Source organism: Sphingobium sp. TCM1 (assembly GCF_001650725.1).
Lineage (GTDB): Bacteria > Pseudomonadota > Alphaproteobacteria > Sphingomonadales > Sphingomonadaceae > Sphingobium.
Genome location: NZ_LXVX01000005.1, coordinates 72,595 through 89,711, shown reverse-complemented (window position 1 = coordinate 89,711; position 17,117 = coordinate 72,595). Strand labels below are relative to the sequence as shown.

Below are 17,117 nucleotides of genomic sequence, written 5' to 3'. Positions count from 1 at the left end.
GAGGCTAGGACCGCCCGCATGACAGTGCATGATCCCATTCTTGCCGCCGCGCAACGGGCGCGCGCGGCGATCCCCGACGACAGCGCGATGCTGCGCGCAGCGGCCGATCTGTCGCGCGCGTTCGCCACGGCCAATCCCCGCATCTACTGGCCCGACATGCTGGCCTCCGCCCTTGTCGGCTGGGCCGCGCTGGCCGGCGCGATCCTGGTCCAGAATGTGGCGGTCGCGATCGCCTGCGGCATCGTGGCGATGCTGGCGCTCTATCGCGCGGCCAGCTTCATCCATGAACTGACCCACATCCGCAAGGGCGCGTTGCCTGGCTTCCGCTTCGGCTGGAACCTGATCGTCGGCATTCCGCTGATGATCCCGTCCTTCCTCTATGAAGGCGTGCATACCCAGCATCATGCGCGGACCCGCTATGGCACGGCGGATGACCCCGAATATCTGCCGCTGGCGCTGATGAAGCCCTGGTCGCTGCCGCTTTTCATCCTGGTCGCGTCGCTGGCGCCGGTGGGCCTCATCCTGCGCTTCGGCCTGCTGACGCCGCTGTCGCTGCTGATCCCGCCGCTGCGCGCCAAGGTAGTGGCTGAATTTTCGGCCCTGTCGATCAACCCCGCCTATCGCCGCCGCGCGCCGGAGGGCGAATTCGCGCGCATGTGGCAATGGCAGGAAGCAGGCGCGAGCCTGTTCGCGCTGGCGCTGGTGGCGAGCGTCTTCGCCTTTGGCTGGAAGCCGCTGCTGGTCTACATGGCCGTCCATTCGGCGATGACCGTCATCAACCAGTTGCGCACGCTGGTCGCGCATCTGTGGGAAAATGAGGGCGAGGCCATGACCGTCACGGCGCAATATCTGGACTCGGTCAATGTCCCGCCGCCAGGCTATCTGCCCGCGCTCTGGGCGCCGGTGGGCCTGCGCTATCATGCGCTGCACCATCTGTTGCCCAGCGTGCCCTACCATGCGCTGGGCAAAGCCCATGCGCAGTTGATGGCGACGCTGGAGATGGATTCGCCCTATCGGAAAGGCAATTATACGGGGATGCTGCCGCTGGTCGGCAAGATCGCGCGCAGCACCATGACCGCGCGCTGACAGGCCGGATCGAGCGGCCGGGCCGTTCGATTATTTTCCAGTTGCGACTTGAAACCTGAGAAAGCGCGCCCATATCGCGGCTGTTCCGGTCACTTTCCCCTCCCCCTGAGGACCGGGACGCCCCCTATGAACGCCCTGGCGACGCCCCTTGGTCGCCGGGGCGTTTTTCGTTGGGCGTCCGGATCATTCCTCCGTGCGGAACAGTACGGTCTCGCCGACGAGCAGGAACAGGAAGAAGGGCGCCCACGCAGCCAGAACCGGGGGATAGGCCCCCAGATTGCCCATCGCGAGCGAGAAATTGTCGGCGACGAAATAGGCGAAGCCGAGCGCCATGCCCATCACCGCGCGCACGAACAACTGCCCCGATCGCGCCAGGCCAAAGGCCGCGACCGATCCCAGGATCGGCATCAGGAGCGCGGATAGCGGACCGGACAGCTTGTGCCAGAGGCTCCCTTCCAGCTCTGCGGTCGGCCGGCCCGCGTCATGCAGGTCGGCGATGGCGGCCTCCAGTTCGCGGAAGGTCAGGGCGTCGGGATCGACCTTGGCCAGGGTGAACTGGTCGGGACGAATGTCGCGCCCGAACCGGACCGTGCCGACATCGCGCATCGTGCCGCGCGCCACGTCGAACTGGCGCGCGCCATCCAGCACCCAGCTTTTCGATGCGGGATCATAACGGCCCCTGGGCGCCTGGACGATGGTGGTCAGGCTGTTGTTGACCCGGTTGTAGATCTGGACATTGCGCAGCTGTACCGCCGTCCCGCGCCCGGCGACGATCGCCGCATTGACGAGATTATTGCCATCGCGCACCCACGGATTGGTCTTGACCCCGCTGTCGCGCGGGATCGGGCCGTAGTCCACGGCCTCCCACGCACTGAGCGCAGCCGTCGACCGAACCACGATCCGTTCGTTGAAGACGAAGCTGATGGCCGACACGCCCAGCGCGGCGACGACCAGCGGCGCCAATATCTGGTGTGCGGAGAGGCCCGCCGCCTTCATCGAGATGATCTCGCTATTCTGGTTCAGGGTCGCGAGCATGACCAGCGTGCCAAGCAGCACCGAGAAGGGCAGGAACCGCGCAACGATCTGCGGCGCCCGCAGTCCGACATAATGCCATAATTGCGCGTCGCCATTGCCCGGATAGGCCAGGATGTCACCCGAATTGCCCAGCAGATCGAGCGTCTGGAGCACGACCACAAGCAGCGCCAGCACCGCGAAGGTACGGGTCAGGAACAGCCGCATCATATAGAGGCTGATCTGGCGCGAGGGAAAGAAATCGAGGTTCATGGGGTCAGGCGGCTCCTTCCGCCGGGGCGCGCCGCCGGCCGACACGCACCAGCCGGGCGATCTGCTTGCCCAGCTTGGCGAAGGCGACTTCCAGCGCCGCGATCGGCTGGCCACCGGGCCGATGGGCGATCACATGATACATCCACAGCACCAGCGCGGACGCGAGCAGGAACGGACCCCACAGCGCCAGGATCGGATCGACCTTGCCCAGCGCGCCGACGCTTTCGCCATATTGGTTGATCTTGTGATAGGTCACGATGAAGACGATCGACAGGAAGACCCCGAGCGCCGAGGTCGATCGCTTGGGCGGAATGGCGAAGGCGAGCGCCGCGAGCGGCAACAGCATCATGAACACAACCTCGACCATGCGGAAATGGAAATTGGCGCGCACTTCATTGCGCAGCTTGTCGGGCGTCGCCTGGTTCTTGCCGATGACCACCAGTTCGGGAATCGTCTTTTCCCGGTCGACGTCGCGCCCGCGAAATGCCTCGATCTGGGGCAGGTCGATCGGCAGGTCATGGCTGGAAAAGGACAGGATTCGCGGCGTCTTGTAGCGCGGCGCCTCGTTCACCAGCACGCCGTCGCGCAAGCGGAAGATGATGGTATCGGGATCGTCGGTCGCGAGAAACGTGCCCTGCGCCGCCGTGACCGCGACCGACTGGCCATCGCGACTGGTCGCGCGGACGAAGATGCCCTGGAGGTTGCGTCCTTCGTCCAGGCTGCGCTCGATCCGCAGCGTCATGCGCTTGCCGAGGCTGGTGAACTCACCCACCTTGATCGACGCGCCGAGCGCGCCCGAGCGAAGCTCGAAGCGCAGCGCTTCATAGGCGTGACGCGACAGCGGCTGGACGAAGCCGACAATGCCGAAATTGATGAGCGCCAGCGCGATCGCATACATATAGGGCACGCGCAGCAGCCGGCCGTAGGACAGGCCGACAGCACGCATCACGTCCAGTTCGGAGGACAGGGCCAGTTTGCGGAAGGCCAGCAATATGCCGAGCATCAGCCCGATCGGAATGCCGAGCGACAGATATTCGGGCAGCATGTTGGCGAGCATCCGCCACACGACGCTGACCGGCCCGCCTTCCGCCGCGACGAAATCGAACAGGCTCAGCATCTTGTCGAGCACCAGCAGCATCGCGGCGATCACGAGCGTGCCGAGCATGGGCACCGCGATCAGGCGGGCGAGATAACGGTCGGTGGCGGTCAGCATTCTCTAAGTCGTCGTCCCATCACCATGTTTTGGCCGCAAACCCATCTCATATGCGAGTCAGGTAAAAAGCGGGGCGAACAGGGGCTCGCCGTCCGGTCCATTCGGGTGGCTATAGCTTCCAGGAGTCTGATGGTCATGTTGAAAGTTGCAATGGGTATGATGTCGGCAGCAGCGATGGTCGCTGCGGTTCCGGCGCTCGCCCATGGGCAGGAAATCGCCAACAATCTCGAACGCTGCGGCACCGATGCCAAGGGGCCGGCGGTGCTGGTCGACGTGCGCGGCTTCGCCGCCGCCACCGGCAAGGTTCGCGTCCAGTCCTATCCCGGTACCAAGGCCGCATGGCTGACCAAGGGCGAATGGCTCAGCCGCATCGATGTGCCGGTGCGGCCCAGCAACGGCACGATGCGTTTCTGTATGCCGGTGCCTCAGCCGGGCAAATATGGCATCGCTGTGCGCCACGACCGCGACGGCAATGGCAAGACCGACATTTCGCGCGACGGCGGTGGCTTTTCGAACAATCCGTCGATCAGCGTCTTCAACCTGGGCAAGCCGGGCGTGGACAAGGCCGCCTTCTATGCCGGCACCGGCGTGACGAAGATCACGATCAACCTTCAATATATGTGATCCAAAGCCATGGTCTGCGTCGCGCTCCTGTCCAATCCGAAGTCCACGGGCAACCGGCAGACCCTCCCCCGCGTGCGCAGCTATTGCGCCAGCAACCCCGACATCTTCCATTATGAGGTGGAGCATGTCGACCAGATCGGCCGGGCGTTCCAGACGATCGCCCGCGTCGATCCGGCCGTCATCGTCATCAATGGCGGCGACGGGACGGTGCAGGCATCGCTGACCGAACTCTATCAGGGCGAGCATTTCAAGGGCCGGGTGCCGCCGATCGCGGTGCTGCCCAACGGCAAGACCAACCTGATCGCGCTGGACCTTGGCATCCATGGCGACCCGATCAAGGCGCTGGAGCGGATCGTCGCGATCGCCAAGTCGGGCGTCGACGACCATGTCGTGGCCCGCGAATTGATCGCCCTGTCCGACGGCCGGGCGGAAACCCGGCCGGTGCTGGGCATGTTTCTGGGGGGCGCGGGCCTGGCCGACACCATGCTCTATTGCCGCAACCAGATTTATCCTCTGGGCCTTTCCAACGGCCTCAGCCATTTCATCACTGCGATCGCGGTGATCGTGTCGCTGCTGTTCGGCATCCGCGCGCGCTTCCTGCCGCCGTCGAGCAAGCCGGTCCGTATCTCGCTGATCCGCGACGGCGAGCTGGCCGGACGTTTTTCGGTGCTGATCGTCACGACGCTGGAGCGGCTGCTGCTGGGCGTGCAGCCGGGCGGCAGCCGACGGGGCAACATGAAGCTGATGGCGGTCGACCAGAGCCTGCCAGCCTTGCTCCGCCTGGTCTGGGCCAGCCTGTTCAAGCGCGTGGGCAAGGCGCAGATGCAGGGCATCCACCTGGAACAGGGCGACATCATCCGCATCGAGGGCGACCATAGCAGCGTCATCCTGGACGGCGAGCTGTTCGAGGCTTCGGAAGGCAAGCCGATCGTCCTGCGATCGACGCAGCCGGTGCCCTTCCTGCGACTGGCAGCCTGAACCGGCTGGCGAGCGCGGCGTCAAAAGAGGGCGGTACCAGACTATCCCTGCCGCAAAATTCAGCGCCGGGCTGTTATGGGGAACAGCGGAACACGCCCGGCATCGCGCTGGCGAGGGGTCGGCCGCACCCTGCGCATGAAAAAGGCGGCCCGCCATAGCGGACCGCCATCCTGTTCCCGGCAGCCGGCCCGCTCAGTTGGCGGCGGCGACGCCCTGGTCGGTCATGAGCTGCTGCAACTCGCCCGCCTCGTACATTTCCATCATGATGTCGCTGCCGCCGACAAATTCACCCTTCACATAGAGCTGGGGGATGGTCGGCCAGTCGGAAAAGGCCTTGATCCCCTGACGGATCGCCTGGTCCTGCAACACGTCGACCGTGTCATAGGACACGCCCAGATGCTCAAGGATCGCGATGGCGCGGCTCGAAAAGCCGCATTGGGGGAAAAGCGGCGTGCCTTTCATGAACAGCACCACATCATTGCCGTTCACGATCTCCGCGATCCGCTGTTGCACGGCGTCGGTCATGTCCTTGGGTCCAATCTTTCTGGCGTCACCGTCGCGGGCGCGCGAATGTCTTACGGGGTTCTAGTTGGGAACGGCGGTGGTGAGTTGCAAGGCGTGAAGCACGCCCCCCATCCGCCCGCCGAGCGCGGCATAGACGGCGCGCTGTTGCGCGACGCGGTTCATGCCGCGGAAACTTTCCGCAACGACGCGCGCGGCATAATGGTCGCCGTCCCCGGCCAGGTCGGTGATTTCGACCTCGGCATCGGGAATGGCGGCACGGATCATGTCCGCAATCTCGTCGGCGGCCATTGGCATGGATGCGCTTCCTTACCTATTCGATTAGGTTATTGGGCTTCGATGAACATGCGTCGGGCGATCACCGCCTGCTCGTCCAGCGCCGCGCGCACGCCGGCTTCGTCGATGTCGATCCCGGCCGATGTCATGTCACCCACCAGCTTGCGAATGACGTCCTCGTCGCCCGCTTCCTCGAAATCCGCCTGCACGACCGCCTTGGCATAGGCATCGGTTTCTTCCGGGGTCAGCCCCATCTTCGCCGCGGCCCATTCGCCCAGCAGCCGGTTGCGGCGGGCCTGGATGCGAAACTGCATTTCCTGATCATGGGCGAACATATTTTCGAACGCCTTTTCGCGATCATCGAAAGTGGTCATGCGTCAGTGCCCCGTTACGTGCCTTGGTTACTTCCAATTGATAGGGAGTCGTGCCGGATTACGCAACGGTGGCGGGGACGATCCAGGGGCGTTCCTGTGCCACTTTCGCTTCATAGCTGTCGATCACATCGGCATCGTCCAGGGTCAGGCCGATTTCGTCCAGACCGCCGAGCAGGCAATGTTTGCGGAAAGGATCGATCTCGAACGTGAAGCGGTCCTGGAACCGGGTGGTGACCGTTTGAGCCTCCAGATCGACATGGATCGGGTCCGGAGTCCCGTTGATGCCGCGGGCCACCTCCATCAGACGATCGATCGCCTCCTGCGGCAGCACCACGGTCAATATGCCGTTCTTGAAGGCGTTGCCCGAGAAGATGTCGGAGAAGCTGGGAGCGATCACGACCTTGATCCCCAGGTCGCCGAGCGCCCAGGCGGCATGTTCGCGGCTGGAACCGCAGCCGAAATTGTCGCCCGCGATCAGGATCGGGCTGCCCGCATAGTCCGGATCATCGAAGACATTGCCGGGCTCCTTGCGCAGCACTTCGAACGCGCCCTTGCCAAGGCCATTGCGGGAAATCGTCTTGAGCCAGTGCGCCGGGATGACGATGTCGGTATCGACATTCTTCATCCCGAACGGATAGGCCCGGCCGTCGACGGTCGTCAGTTTTTCCATCAATGAACCTTCTTCGTCTCGGCCGCCGGGGTATCCTCGGCGCGGCCCAGGGTCGCCGCCATCGCCGCGCTGGCCAGAGCGCCCAGCGTCAGCAGCCAGAATATCTTTTTCACAGCGCCATCCCCTCTTTGTTATTCAGCAATTCGCGCACATCGGTCAGCCGGCCGGTGATGGCCGCCGCCGCCGCCATGGCGGGCGACACGAGATGGGTGCGCGATCCCGGACCCTGACGGCCCATGAAATTACGGTTGCTGGTCGATGCGCAGCGCTCGCCGGCAGGCACCTTGTCGGGGTTCATTCCGAGGCAGGCCGAGCAGCCCGGCTCGCGCCATTCGAACCCGGCGTCGAGGAAGATGCGGTCCAGCCCTTCCTCCTCCGCCTGGCGCTTGACCAGGCCGGAACCGGGCACGACCATGGCGTGCTTGATGCCCGGCGCGATATGGCGCCCTTTCAGCAGCGCGGCGGCGGCGCGCAAATCCTCGATCCGGCTGTTGGTGCAGCTGCCGATGAAGATATGCTCGATCGCGACATCCTGCATCCGCTGGCCGGCGGTCAGACCCATATAGTCGAGCGACTTCTGAGCGGCGGCCTGCTTGGACGGATCAGCGAAGCTCTGCGGATCGGGAACCAAGCCAGTCACGGGGACGACATCTTCCGGGCTGGTGCCCCAGGTGACGGTGGGCACGATGTCGGCGGCGTCGATGACGACCGTCTTGTCGAAGACGGCGCCTTCATCGGTGGCCAGCGTCTTCCACCAGGCGACGGCCGCGTCGAAGTCCGGGCCCCTGGGGGCCATGGGACGGCCCTTGAGGTAAGCCACGGTCTTTTCATCGGGCGCAAACAGGCCCGATCGGGCACCTGCCTCGATCGACATGTTGGCGACGGTCAGGCGGCCCTCGATCGACATGTCGCGGAATACCGAGCCGCGATATTCCATGACATAGCCGGTGCCGCCCGCCGTGCCGATCGTCCCGCAGATGGCCAGCGCCACATCCTTGGGCGTCACGCCGGGGGCCAGTTCGCCGTCGACCACGACGGCCATGGTCTTCGACTGTTTCAGCAGCAAGGTCTGGGTGGCCAGCACATGCTCGACCTCGCTGGTGCCGATGCCGAAGGCCAGTGCGCCCAGCGCGCCGTGCGAGCTGGTATGACTGTCGCCGCAGACCAGGGTCGTGCCCGGCAGGGTAAAGCCCTGTTCGGGGCCGACGACATGAACGATGCCCTGCTCCGCATCGGCGTCGCCGATCAGGCGGACGCCGAATTCGGGCGCGTTCCGCTCCAGCGCGGCAAGCTGCTGCGCGCTTTCGGGATCGGCGATCGGAATGCGATTGCCGGCCGCGTCGCGGCGCGGGGTTGTGGGCAGATTATGGTCCGGCACCGCCAGGGTGAGATCGGGCCGGCGCACCGTCCGGCCGGCAAGGCGAAGCCCCTCGAACGCCTGCGGCGACGTCACCTCATGAACGAGGTGGCGGTCGATATAGATGAGACAGGTGCCGTCGGGACGACGCTCGACAACGTGCGCGTCCCAGATCTTCTCGTAGAGAGTGCGTGGTTTAACCATAGTCCCTTCCCCGTAGACCCGTCCGGCGAATCGGGAAAGGGGGTGGACGACCGAAATCGACTGTTTTTCCTTTCAGCCGGGCAAGAATGTTACAGTGCGGTCACACCGCCCGAAAGTCCTCCACTATCCGACCGGCCGCTCCGATCTCCGCCTCATGGCTTTCCTCGCGCCAGGTTTCGGCCAGCGCGTGCCCCTCCCATTGCTGCATGGAGGGATGGGCGAGCATATGGTCGACCCAGGCCTGCGCTGTCCGACCGACATCCAGACCATAGGTACGGACGCGAAAGGCCACGGGTGCGTAGAAAGCATCGAGCGCCGTGAAGACGCTACCGGCGAGATAGGCGCCGCCGAACCGGTCCAGGCCCTGCTCCCACAATTCGCGCAGGCGCGCGATATCCTTGTTGAGCGCGGGCGAGTGCATGTGCGGTTCGACCCGGACGCCGACATTCATGGTGCAATCGCTGCGCAAGGTCGAAAAGCCGCTGTGCATTTCGGCGACCGCGCATTGGGCGAAGGCGCGCGCAGCCTCGTCCGCCGGCCAGACGCCCGGATGGCGATCACCGAGATAGAGAGTGATGCCGAGCGAATCCCAGACCGTGCGGTCCCCGTCGACCAGCACCGGCACCTGACCGGTGGGCGAAAAGCTGCGGAAGGCGGCATAGTTGGTGGCCGAGGCGAACGGCTCGATCCGGTCTTCGAAAGGAATGGCCAGCGCCTTCATCAGCACCCACGGACGCAGCGACCAGCTGCTATAGTTACGGTTTGCGGTGATGAGCGTGTAGGTCATGCGGTTCCTCCCTCGGAAAGCTGCACGCGCGCCATATCGCATCGGGCACCCAGGCAATAGCCGCGATGATCCATGATGCTGACAAGCCGGGCTTATGGATGGCTGCGACCCCTTGTCGCGACGGGCCTAGCCAAGCTGTTGAACGCACGTCAAAAGAGCAGATCGCGGGCGGCGCCCCCTGCCGCCCTTCCCCATCCATGGAGTCCTCCCGTGAACCGACGCCAGTTCCTCGCCACCAGCGGCGCGACCGCCATCGCCGCCGCCTGCCCCGCCGTGCTTGCCCAGACCGGCACGCCCGATGCGCGATTCCGGGCGATGCTCGATGGCTTCTTCTACGAACGGCTGGAGGATTCGCCCGAAAGCGCGACGCGGCTCGGCCTCGACACCGGCCCGCGCGCCGCGCTGCGCGGGAAACTGACCGATACCAGTGCTGCCGGGGTAGCCCGCGACGTGGCCCGGACCAAGGCGCAGGCCAAGCAGTTGTCCGGCATGGACCGGGCTGCACTGAGCGCGGCGAGCCAGCTCGACTATGATGTCGTCGCCTATCAGCTGGACCGTGCGGTCGGCGGCGAGCGCTTCGGCTATGGCGAGACGGCGGGACGGTTCGCGCCCTACATCCTCTCCCAGCTGACGGGCAGCTATCGTGAAGTGCCCGACTTCCTCGATTCGCAGCATCGGGTGAAGGATGCGGCGGACGCCGACGCCTATCTGTCGCGCCTCGAAGCCTTCCCCGCCGCAATGGACGGCGAACTGGACCGGCAGCGGGCGGATGCCGCCAAGGGCGTGTTCGCGCCGGACTATATTCTCGACACGACGATGAAGATGCAAGCGGCACTGCGCGATCAGCCCGCCGCGCAGACGGTGCTGGTCGCCAGTTTCGCGAAGAAGCTGGCGGCCGCCGGCCTGCCGCCCGAACGCGCCGCCCAGGCGGAAAAGATCGTGGCGGAGCGGATCTTTCCCGCCGTCGACCGCCAGCGTGAACTGGTGCGGCAATTGCGCGCCAAGGCCAGCCATGACGCGGGCTGCTGGCGCCTGCCCGATGGCGAAGCCTTTTACGCCGCCGCCGCCGAGGCGGCGACCACGACCAAGCTGACCGGCGACGAAATCCATCGGATGGGCCTGGACCAGGTCGCCGACATCTCCGGCCGGATCGACGCGATCCTGAAGGGCGAAGGGATGAGCCAGGGCAGCGTCGGCGACCGGCTGGTGGCGCTCAACCAGCGGCCCGACCAGCTTTTCCCCAACACCGATCCGGGCCGCGAGGCGCTGCTGGCGCAATTGAACAGCCAGATCATCGCCATGCAGAAGCGGCTGGGCGAGGCATTCCACACCGTGCCCAAGGCGCCGGTCGAGGTGCGCCGCGTGCCGGTGACGATCCAGGCGGGGGCGCCGGGCGGCTATTATCAGAATGCCTCGCTCGACGGTTCGCGGCCCGCCATCTATTTCATCAATCTGCGCGACACGTTCGACCGGCCCAAATTCGGCCTGGCGACATTGACCCATCATGAGGCCGTGCCGGGGCATCATTTGCAGGTGTCGGTGGCGCTGGAATCCGATTCCATCCCGATGATCCGGCGGCGCGGCTTCTACAGCGGCTATTCCGAAGGCTGGGCGCTCTATTCCGAGCAACTCGCCGACGAAATGGGAATGTTCGAGGGCGATCCGCTGGGCCGGGTCGGCTATCTCCAGTCGCTGCTGTTCCGCGCCACCCGCCTGGTGGTGGACAGCGGGATGCACGCCAAGCGCTGGAGCCGCGAGAAAGCGACCGACTATCTGATCGCCACCACCGGCATCGCGCGCGGACGCAGCCAGGGCGAGATCGACCGTTACACGGTCTGGCCGGGCCAGGCGTGCAGCTACAAGATCGGCCACACCGTCTGGAACGACCTGCGCGAGGAAGTGAAGAAGACGCAGGGGGCGGCGTTCGACCTCAAGCAATTCCATGAAGTGCTGACGCTGGGCGCGATGCCGCTCGACATCCTCAAGCAGACCGTGCGGCAGCGGGCAGGAGTCGCGTAACCACCTGCCCGGATGGAAGCGCCCGGACAAAAAGACGGCCCGGTGGTGCGCCACCGGGCCGTCCAGGTCCTTCCACCCAAATCGCGAGGGAGTGTCGACGTCCCCGCGAACTGGCTGTCTTCACGGCCCCGGCCGCGAAACTGCATGTCTTTCACTTCCGGTGCGAAAGCGAAACCCATCTCCCCTGTCGCGCATCAGGACATCGCCGGGGAGATGGGGCGCTTTGCGGACTGCACGCCGCGAAGCTGGATACGCCTTGAACGGGTTGAGATTTTGCGGTCTGGTCAGGCCGCGAACTGGTTCATCGTATTGTGCGCGCCACCGGCCTTGAGCGCGGCTTCGCCGGCGAAATATTCCTTATGGTCGTCGCCGATGTCGGAGCCGGCCATGTTCTGGTGCTTGACGCAGGCAATGCCCTGGCGGATTTCCTCCCGCTGGACCTGCTTGACATAGCCCAGCATCCCTTCCTCGCCGAAGTAGCGCCTGGCGAGATTGTCGGTGCTGAGCGCGGCCGTATGATAGGTCGGCAGGGTGATGAGGTGATGGAAGATGCCGGCATCGCGCGCCGAGTCCTTCTGGAAGGTGCGGATGCGCTCGTCCGCCTCCATGCCGAGGTCGGTGCCGTCATAGTCCACGCTCATCAGCTTCGAGCGGTCATAGGCGGAAAGGTCGCGGCCCTCCTTCTCCCAGGCGTCGAACACCTGTTGCCGGAAGTTCAGCGTCCAGTTGAAGCTGGGTGAGTTGTTGTAGACCAGCTTGGCGTTGGGGATCACCTCGCGGATGCGGCTGACCATTCCGCCGATCTGGCCGATATGCGGCTTTTCCGTCTCGATCCACAACAGATCGGCGCCATTCTGGAGCGCGGTGATACAGTCGAGGACGCAGCGATCCTCGCCGGTACCGGCGCGGAACTGGTAGAGGTTCGACGGCAGGCGCTTCGGCTTCATCAGCTGCCCGTCGCGGCTGATGAGGACATCGCCATGGCCGATCGCCGCCGGATCGACCGGATCGCAGTCGAGGAAGCCGTTATAGAGGTCGCCGATGTCGCCCGCCGCGCGGGTGAAGGCGATCTGCTTGGTCAGGCCCGCGCCCAGCGAGTCGGTGCGCGCGACGATCACGCCGTCGTCGACGCCAAGCTCCAGGAAGGCATAGCGGACCGCGCGGATCTTCGCGAGGAAGTCCTCATGCGGCACCGTGACCTTGCCGTCCTGGTGGCCGCACTGTTTTTCGTCCGAAACCTGGTTCTCGATCTGGATACAGCAGGCGCCGGCCTCGATGAACTTGCGGGCGAGCAGATAGGTCGCCTCGGCATTGCCGAAACCGGCGTCGATGTCGGCGACGATCGGGACCACATGGGTTTCGAAACCGTCAATCTGCTGTTGCAGCTTCGCCGCCCTGACCTCGTCCCCTTCCCCGCGGGCCTTGTCGAGATCGCGGAACAAGCCACCCAATTCGCGGGCGTCGGCCTGGCGCAGGAAGGTGTAAAGCTCCTCGATCAGCGCCGGGACGCTGGTCTTTTCATGCATCGACTGGTCGGGCAGCGGGCCGAATTCGCTGCGCAGCGCCGCAACCATCCAGCCGGACAGGTAGAGGTAACGGCCCTTGGTGGTGCCGAAATGCTTCTTGATGGAGATCATCTTCTGCTGGCCGATGAAGCCGTGCCAGCAGCCCAGCGACTGGGTGTAATTGGCGGGATCGGCATCATAGGCGGCCATGTCGGCGCGCATGATCTTCGCGGTGTAGCGCGCGATGTCGAGGCCGGTGTGAAAACGGTTCTGGACCCGCATCCGCGCGACGGATTCCGGGGCGATACCGTCCCAATGGGCCTGGCCGCCGATCAGCGCGTCGGCCTTCGCGATTTCACTTTGATAGGTCATGTGTCCATCCTTGGGTGAGCGGGAATGGACAGCGAAGTAGACAGGTAAACCGCCTTTGCGCACCCCCGCCAAAGTCCAGTTGTCGATCTTTACAAAAATCTGCTGTAAAGTTGTAAAGGTTGCACAAAGGGGTATGAGTCGTTGGCCAAGGATCGCCCGGTTTACATGGGACCGCGCCTGCGCAGGCTGCGGCGCGAGCTGGGGCTGACCCAGGCGGACATGGCCGCAGACCTGGAGATTTCCGCCTCCTATGTCGCTCTGCTGGAACGAAACCAGCGGCCGCTGACCGCCGACATGCTGCTGCGGCTGGCGCGCACCTACAAGCTGGACATGGCGGAAGTGGCGGGCGACGGCGGCGCGGAACAGACCGCGCGGCTGCACGCGGTGCTGAAAGACCCGATGTTCGCCGACATCGACCTGCCGGCGCTCGCGACGGGGGACGTGGCGGTCAATTATCCCGGCATCACCGAAGCGCTGCTGAGGCTCTATACCAGCTATCGCGAGGAGCATCTGGCCCTGGCCGATCGCGGGGCGGATCGCGGCGCGGGGCCGGATCGCCAAGAGGATGTCGCCGATCCGGTAGCGGAATCCCGCCGCTTCCTCGCCGCGCGACGCAACAGCTTCCCGTTGCTGGACGATATGGCGGAGAAGCTGGCGGCCGAGGCGGAGGCTGAGGGCGGACTGGCCGGCTGGCTCAAGGCGCGGCACAATCTGCGTGTGCGGCGGCTGCCGTCCGATGTGATGGCGGGGTCGATGCGGCGGTTCGACCGGCATCGCGACGCGGTATTGCTGGACGATGCGCTGGACGGCGCGAGTTCGCAATTCCAGCTCGCGCTCCAGATCGCCTATCTGGAAATGCGCAAAGCCTTCGACACGCTGCTCAAGGACGGCCAGTTCAGTGGGACGAGCAGCCAGCGCCTCGCCCGGCGCGCGCTGGCCAGTTACGGCGCGGCGGCGATCCTGATGCCCTATACCGCCTTTGCGAGGGCGGTTGAGGCCAAGCGCTATGATGTGGAGGCGCTGGCCCGGCAATTCGGCGCCAGTTTCGAGCAGACCGCGCACCGGCTGACCACGCTCCAGAAGCCGGGGCAGGAGCGCATCCCCTTCTTCTTCCTGCGGGTCGACCCGGCGGGCAATGTGTCCAAGCGGCTTGATGGCGCAGGCTTTCCCTTTGCGCGCCATGGCGGCTCCTGCCCGCTCTGGTCGGTGCATCGCGTGTTCGAAACCCCTCGCGAGGTGGTGACGCAGTGGCTGGAACTGCCCGACGGCCAGCGCTTCTTCTCGATCGCGCGCACCGTGACGGCGGGCGGGGGCGGCTGGGGCGCACCGAGGGTGGAGCGCGCAATCGCGCTGTGCTGCGCGGCGGAGTACGCCCATCGGCTGATCTATACCCAGGACGCGGCGCCGGTGGACCCGACCCCGATCGGCGTGACCTGCCACCTGTGCCACCGCGCCCAGTGCATGGCACGGTCCGCCCCGCCGATCGGCCGCGAGATGTTGCCCGACGACTATCGCCGCACGCGCGCGCCCTTTGGCTTCGGCGACGGGTGATGGACGGAGAAGAAAATGGGGGAGAGCGCGATGTCCGCGCTCAATCCCCCAACCATGCCTCGCCCTGCCGGTTTTGCCGGCAGCATCCTCTCCAAGAAACTATTATCAGGCTCGGCAACAGCACAATCTGTCTAGCGCAGTGATGCGACAAAAAAAAGGCCGGTCCGAAGACCAGCCTGAAAGTTTTTAGGAGAGGATGCCTGAAAGGCACACCCCCTTTGCCAACCGGCCGGCGGGTTCGCAAATGCGAAGGAAAAAACAGTAGTTGCATGAAATGCAATCGCCAGCGCAACGACCCAGGGTGACGCTACGGCAAGCTGGGCCCGTTACGGGCACGCGAATCGCGCGGCATCGCGGGGGCGATTCGGGTAAAGAGATTGTCAGGGCTTTGCCCCTATGCCCCGCCCGATGCACGGGCCGACATCGACACAGCCAGCCCTGGACGCCGCGATTCGCCATCGCCGCGACATTGACGGACTGCGCGCGCTCGCCATCCTGCCGGTGCTGCTGTTCCATGCCCATGTGCCCGGCTTTTCGGGCGGCTATGTCGGCGTCGACATCTTCTTCGTCATTTCCGGCTATCTGATCACCGGCATCATCGCGCGTGAGGTGGATGAGGGGCGCTTCTCGCTCGCCCGCTTCTACGAGCGCCGCTTTCGCCGCATCCTGCCGGCCTTGACGCTGATGATGCTGGCGGTGCTGGGCGCTGCGGCCTGGCTCTATCTGCCGGGCGACCTGGAGGGCGTCCCGAAGTCCGCGCTGGCCGCCACCGCCTTCGCCTCCAACCTCTGGTTCTTCGCCGACACCGGTTATTTCGCCGGGGGCGCGGATACGAAGCCGCTGCTCCACACATGGTCGCTGGCGGTCGAGGAGCAATTCTATATCGGCTTTCCGATCCTGCTGATGCTGCTGGCGCACCTTGCACCGCACCGGCGGACGGCCCTGGTGGCGACGATCGCGGCCGGGTCGCTGGCGCTGTGCATCGCGATGCAGCGCGACGCGACCGGCTTCGCCTTCTACCTGCCGCCGACGCGCGCCTGGGAATTGCTGGCGGGCGCAATGCTGGCGCTGGGTACGGTCGCCGAGGCTCGGGCGCGCTGGCTGCGTGAGGCGATCAGCTGGACGGGCGTTACCGCCATCGCGATCGCGGTCGCGACCTATGATCGCGGCACCCTCTTCCCCGGCATGGCGGCGCTGCTGCCGGTGGCGGGGACCGCCGCCCTGCTTCATGGCGCCCCGGGCACCAGCGTCGGACGGCTGCTCGCCCTGCCGCCGCTGGTCGGCATCGGCCTCCTCTCCTATTCCCTCTACCTCTGGCACTGGCCGCTGATCGTCTTCACCGAATATGCGACGGACCTGCCGCTGGCAGGTTGGACGCGGGTAGCCGTTGTCGCCGCCGCCTTCCTTGCCGCCTTCCTGTCCTGGCGTTTCGTCGAGCGGCCCTTCCGCGACCCGCGGCGGGTGTCGGCGCGGGCGATCTTCACCCTGACGGCGGCGGCGACGGTTCTGCTGTGCGCGCTGTCGCTGGCGCTGATCGCCGCCGGTCCCTGGCCGTCTCGCTTCGCCCCGGCCGTGCTGGCGCAGATCGCAGGACGCCAGGACATCAGCCCGGCGCGCGAGCGGTGCCACGACAATTTCGTGCGGGGCGCGGCGCCCTGTATCCTGGGCGCCGACGCGCCGCCCGACGCCCTGCTGTGGGGCGACAGCCATGGCGTGGAACTGGCCTATGCGCTGGCGGAACGCGCGCGGCGGGAGGGACGGTCGCTGATCCAGCGCACGGCGTCCAGCTGCCCGCCGGTGCTGGACCATGAAGCGACGGATGCGCGCTGCGCCGCCGCCAATCGCGCCGCCTTCGCCGCAATCCGCGCCGATCCCCGGATCCGCCGCGTCTATCTGGCCGCCTTCTGGGGCAATGGCGATTTCGACAATCCCGCCTTCGTCGCCCGGCTCGACCGCACGATCGCGGCGCTGCGGGCCGAGGGGCGGGACGTGACCATCATCGGGCCGGTACCGCCCCAACCCTTCGACGTGCCGCGCCGGCTCGCCCATCTGGCCCGCACGGGCGCGACGCAAGGCGCGACCGGGGTCGCGCGCGCGACCGTCGAAGCGCATACGCGCCGCCTGCGCACGCTGTTCGCCGCATGGCAGGCGCGCGGCGTGGCCTATATCGATCCGATCGCAGCGCTTTGCAGCCCATCCCGTTGCACGATCGAACGGGACCGCAGGCCGCTCTATTTCGACACCCATCATCTGAGCGTCGCGGGCGCCCGGCTGGTGATCCGTGCGCGGCCTTAA

15 protein-coding genes are annotated in these 17,117 nt (G+C 65.7%); 6 read left to right on the top strand and 9 right to left on the bottom strand.

Annotated elements, in window-relative coordinates; translation table 11 throughout:
- Window positions 1-18 precede the first annotated feature (18 nt).
- The gene (locus A7Q26_RS04810; protein WP_066857377.1) at window positions 19-1,086 is read left to right on the top strand and encodes a fatty acid desaturase family protein; all 1,068 of its coding nucleotides are present in this window, start codon (window positions 19-21) and stop codon (window positions 1,084-1,086) included.
- A 183-nt stretch (window positions 1,087-1,269) separates the two neighbouring features.
- Here the strand turns inward: A7Q26_RS04810 and lptG are convergent, their stop codons facing one another.
- Window positions 1,270-2,370, bottom strand: a complete 1,101-nt coding sequence (lptG, locus tag A7Q26_RS04805; protein ID WP_066857979.1) for an LPS export ABC transporter permease LptG — start codon at window positions 2,368-2,370, stop codon at window positions 1,270-1,272.
- A gap of 4 nt (window positions 2,371-2,374) precedes the next feature.
- Window positions 2,375-3,583 carry an LPS export ABC transporter permease LptF gene (lptF, locus tag A7Q26_RS04800; protein ID WP_066857375.1) on the bottom strand — a complete coding sequence of 403 codons (1,209 nt, stop codon included), beginning with the start codon at window positions 3,581-3,583 and terminating at the stop codon, window positions 2,375-2,377.
- Window positions 3,584-3,712: 129 nt separating this feature from the next.
- Here lptF and A7Q26_RS04795 point away from each other — a divergent pair, with 129 nt between their 5' ends.
- Both A7Q26_RS04795 and A7Q26_RS04790 read left to right on the top strand, forming a co-directional pair.
- Window positions 3,713-4,207 carry a DUF2141 domain-containing protein gene (locus A7Q26_RS04795; RefSeq protein ID WP_066857372.1) on the top strand — a complete coding sequence of 165 codons (495 nt, stop codon included), beginning with the start codon at window positions 3,713-3,715 and terminating at the stop codon, window positions 4,205-4,207.
- Window positions 4,208-4,216: 9 nt separating this feature from the next.
- The gene (locus A7Q26_RS04790; protein WP_066857369.1) at window positions 4,217-5,185 is read left to right on the top strand and encodes a diacylglycerol/lipid kinase family protein; all 969 of its coding nucleotides are present in this window, start codon (window positions 4,217-4,219) and stop codon (window positions 5,183-5,185) included.
- A 192-nt stretch (window positions 5,186-5,377) separates the two neighbouring features.
- On the opposite strand, the gene grxD is transcribed toward A7Q26_RS04790, so the two are convergent.
- The 6 genes from grxD to A7Q26_RS04760 all read right to left on the bottom strand — a co-directional run bounded on the left by grxD (window position 5,378) and on the right by A7Q26_RS04760 (window position 9,375).
- Entirely contained in the window at window positions 5,378-5,710 is a 333-nt protein-coding gene (gene grxD / locus A7Q26_RS04785; protein WP_066857367.1) for a Grx4 family monothiol glutaredoxin, read from the bottom strand.
- 60 nt (window positions 5,711-5,770) lie between these two features.
- Entirely contained in the window at window positions 5,771-6,004 is a 234-nt protein-coding gene (locus A7Q26_RS04780) for a BolA/IbaG family iron-sulfur metabolism protein (protein ID WP_066857360.1), read from the bottom strand.
- Between the two features lie 29 nt (window positions 6,005-6,033).
- Complete coding sequence (locus tag A7Q26_RS04775) at window positions 6,034-6,357, bottom strand: DUF1476 domain-containing protein (RefSeq protein ID WP_066857357.1); 324 nt, start codon at window positions 6,355-6,357, stop codon at window positions 6,034-6,036.
- A gap of 58 nt (window positions 6,358-6,415) precedes the next feature.
- Window positions 6,416-7,027, bottom strand: a complete 612-nt coding sequence (gene leuD, locus A7Q26_RS04770; protein ID WP_066857354.1) for a 3-isopropylmalate dehydratase small subunit — start codon at window positions 7,025-7,027, stop codon at window positions 6,416-6,418.
- Between the two features lie 109 nt (window positions 7,028-7,136).
- A complete protein-coding gene (leuC, locus tag A7Q26_RS04765; RefSeq protein WP_066857351.1) occupies window positions 7,137-8,588 on the bottom strand; it encodes a 3-isopropylmalate dehydratase large subunit in 1,452 nt (483 codons plus the stop codon).
- 100 nt (window positions 8,589-8,688) lie between these two features.
- Window positions 8,689-9,375: a glutathione S-transferase family protein gene (locus A7Q26_RS04760; protein WP_066857349.1), complete on the bottom strand. Its 687-nt coding sequence runs from the start codon at window positions 9,373-9,375 to the stop codon at window positions 8,689-8,691.
- Window positions 9,376-9,585: 210 nt separating this feature from the next.
- Between A7Q26_RS04760 and A7Q26_RS04755 the strand changes: the two genes are divergently transcribed.
- Window positions 9,586-11,394 (top strand): DUF885 domain-containing protein, encoded by a 1,809-nt coding sequence (locus tag A7Q26_RS04755; RefSeq protein ID WP_066857347.1) that lies wholly within the window; start codon window positions 9,586-9,588, stop codon window positions 11,392-11,394.
- A gap of 284 nt (window positions 11,395-11,678) precedes the next feature.
- Here the strand turns inward: A7Q26_RS04755 and A7Q26_RS04750 are convergent, their stop codons facing one another.
- Window positions 11,679-13,271: an isocitrate lyase gene (locus A7Q26_RS04750; protein WP_066857345.1), complete on the bottom strand. Its 1,593-nt coding sequence runs from the start codon at window positions 13,269-13,271 to the stop codon at window positions 11,679-11,681.
- A gap of 141 nt (window positions 13,272-13,412) precedes the next feature.
- On the opposite strand from A7Q26_RS04750, the gene A7Q26_RS04745 reads away from it, so the two are divergent.
- Window positions 13,413-14,822, top strand: a complete 1,410-nt coding sequence (locus tag A7Q26_RS04745; protein WP_066857341.1) for a helix-turn-helix domain-containing protein — start codon at window positions 13,413-13,415, stop codon at window positions 14,820-14,822.
- 396 nt (window positions 14,823-15,218) lie between these two features.
- Window positions 15,219-17,117, top strand: a complete 1,899-nt coding sequence (locus A7Q26_RS04740) for an acyltransferase family protein (RefSeq protein ID WP_232313686.1) — start codon at window positions 15,219-15,221, stop codon at window positions 17,115-17,117.